The following is a 3,174-nucleotide window of genomic DNA, read 5'->3' on the forward strand; positions in this document are numbered from 1 at the left end:
ACGGTCAGCAGCACGCGCGGTGCGGCCACCACGAGCCAAAGCACACGCTACTGGTACTACGAGGACGTGTTGCCGGGCCATGCGCTGGCCAACAAGGGCGTGGTGAGGCAGCGTGAGGTCGAACCGGACGACGCCGTGACGCGCTACAGCGAGTTCGACCACGACGCGCTCGGCAACGTGTGGTCGATTAGGGAATACGGGCAGACCTTCGAGGCCGTGAAGATGCGGGAGACGGCCATCGGCTACGACAGCAACCACGTGCTTCCGGTATCGGTCACCGACGCGCAGGGGCACGTGGTGAACATCGACTACGATCGGGGTCTCGGGATGGTGCTTCGAACCTCCGATCCAGCGGTGCCCAACGGTAGCCCGATCGAGAGCTACAGCATCCCGGACGGCTTTGGTCGCAGGCGCTACGAGGTGGATGCCGCGGGGGTGCGAACCAAGCTAGACTACGTCTTCGCAGGAGGTGGAAACTCGGTGCGCGTGGATGTGCGCGAGGAAGGCTACCTGAGCAGCTCGGGCGTGGTGGTGTGGCCCAAGTACACCAACGTGGCGCACGACGTGCACGGCCGGCCCACGTTCAGGTCGACCAGCGGCTTCGGCGCCACGCCGCTACTTCAGGAGCTGCACTACGACGACTTCGGGCGGCTCGAGCGCATCGGCCGGCTCATCAAACGAGGCAAGAGCCGCGTGTTTACGAGCTACCGCTACGACGCGCTGGACCGGGTGACCGAGGTGGTGCGCGGCACCGACCGGAACGGCGTGCCCTTGCCCGAGGCCACGACCGAGGAGCGCTGCTACTGGCACAACGTGGCCTGCGTGAAGAGCCCGGTAGGCCGGATCCGGTGCGAGTGGCTGGGCGTGCGTGCAGAGCCCGTGCGCTCGGTCGAGCCCAGCGCGGATAGCAGCACGTGCCTGGCGCGCGCGCAGGCCGTCTCTAGCAACCCCTTTGGCTATCCAGGCACGCAGTTTACCAACGGTCCGTTCGACCGGGTGAGCCAGGTCTTCACGCCCTCGGGTCACGCGGCAACGTATTTTCGAGACCGCTGGGGCAAGGTGACTGCGATTCTGGATTCGGACCTCGGAGGCTACCGCTTCAGCAGCTACAACGCCTTTGGCGAGCTCGAGACCAGCACCGACGCTGCAGGTCAGGTCACGCGCTACCGGTACGATGCGCTGGGACGGCTGCGGGAACGGCAGGACCTCGACAGCCAAGCCAACGTGGCCGCCACGACGAGCTTTGAGTGGGACATCGAGTACCCGGAGGGCCAGTCGCCCCACGGGGTGTACGGCACGCTTCGCAAGAGCGTGAGCTCGAGCGGGCACGAAACCCACTACACGTACGATTGGGCGGGGCGTTTGAACAGCAAGGAGCGGCTGTACGGCGGCGCCAACGACCCGAACCGGCCCCGGCGACAAGCCAGCTACCACTACAACGCGCGCGGGCGCATCGACCACGTCGACTATCCACACCCCACGGGCTTCTCGTTCGCCGCCTACTACGAGTACGCGGCCAGCGGTGCGCCCAAGGCCATTCGCAACAGCAGCCCGACCGGGGCCTACCTGTGGCGTGCCGTCTCGACGAACGACTTCGACCAGCTCGAGGAAGAGCAGTTCCTGAGCGCCACCCAGCGCACGCTCAGGAGCTACGACCGGATCACCGGGTTGCCCGCCACGATTCGCACGGGCCGCTGTTCCGGCGGCAGCTGCGATACTGAAATACAGACCTCGCGTACGTCTACACGGACGACGGGAATCTGTTGCACCGGAGCGACCTGCACTGGACACGGCTGCGCGAAGAAACCTTCAGCTACGACCACCTCGAGCGCGTCTCCAGCATCGGCATCGACGCGGACCCGGGGCGGAAGTTCAGCTACAGCAGCGGCGGCAACCTGACCGAGCGGCCCCTGGACGGCGACAGCGGCCAGATGACGCTCACCTACGACACCAACTTCCCGCATCGGGTCACGCAAACCTCGTGGGGCGAGCTCAGCGAGGACTACAGCTACGACGACAACGGAAACCTCACCACCCGCAGCAGCAGCGACCCGGGCCGAGCGAACCTGTCCAACATCGCCTACACCCGCTTTCACAAGCCCGCCAGCCTGGACGTCCAGATCGGCAACGAGAGCTTTTCGGAGCAATTCATCTACGACGCCGAAGACCAGCTCGTCCACAAACAGGGCGACCCCGCGGGCGAGACCCTGTATTTCGACGACCTGTACTACGAGGAGCAAGCAGGCGGCGAAACCAGCGCGCACTTCGTGCTCCATAACGGCAGCCGCGCGGTAGCGGAGCTCGTCTACAAGCAAAACGCACAGTCGCTCGCGGTCGTGGCGCTGCACGACGACCACCTCGGCTCGGTGGTGGCCAGCAACGACTCCGACACCAGCAGCGACGCCCAGCGCCGCGAGTTTGCCCCCTTCGGCGGCTTCCGAGTCGACCAGAACGCGAGCGACCCGAACCGCCCCAAGACCCGACTCGGCTACACCGGCCACGAGCACTTCAACAAGCTCGGCCTCGTGAACATGAAGGGCAGAATCTACGACGCACACATGGGGAGGTTTTTGCAGCCCGACCCGTTCGTGCCCGAGCCGGGCAACAGCCAGTCCTGGAATCGGTATAGCTATGTGGTCAATAATCCGTTGAATTGGACAGATCCCACGGGGTTCAGCCATCACTGTGAGGACACTCCAATGGCTCCGGAGTGCCAGACAACCACGGATAGCAGTCAGCCAGCACCCGTTTCGTGTCCACCCGGGTACTACGCTGCGCCCTTTTTCCCGGGCGCAGACCCATGCCAGCCGATTCCCCCGTGCCCTGACGGAACCGTGCCTATCGCATCACCGGAAGGGAGCAGGGGCGGTCAGTGGTGCAACCCGGTGCCGTCCTCCACAGGTCGGAACCCCCGGGAAATACTCCCGATCGGGCGCCCCGGTGGCTCTGACGTTCTTGACCCCACGATGGACGTCGGTCCGGGGTCGACAGGGGGTGGGGGTGGAAGTGTGCGGACCGCCGAGGTCGCCGTGGATTTGACGCCAGCGGGAGACATAGTGACGCTAGTGGATCCCGACGCTCCAGACTGGGCGAAGGTGATGGCCGGTATCAGTCTGGCGCTTGGTCCCCTCCCCGTCGGGGGCCTCTCTAGGATCCTTGCAGGGGCCACAAGGG

The 3,174-nt window shown here is 65.4% G+C and carries 2 protein-coding genes; both read left to right on the top strand.

Annotated elements, in window-relative coordinates:
* Positions 1-1,899: hypothetical protein (locus MJD61_21360; protein ID MCG8557808.1), on the top strand; the 1,899-nt coding region annotated here is incomplete at its 5' end.
* Positions 1,900-1,931: 32 nt separating this feature from the next.
* The coding region (locus MJD61_21365) for an RHS repeat-associated core domain-containing protein (protein ID MCG8557809.1) at positions 1,932-3,174 on the top strand (1,243 nt) is incomplete at its 3' end.

It is taken from the genome of Pseudomonadota bacterium (genome assembly GCA_022361155.1).
Lineage (GTDB): Bacteria > Myxococcota_A > Polyangia > Polyangiales > JAKSBK01 > JAKSBK01.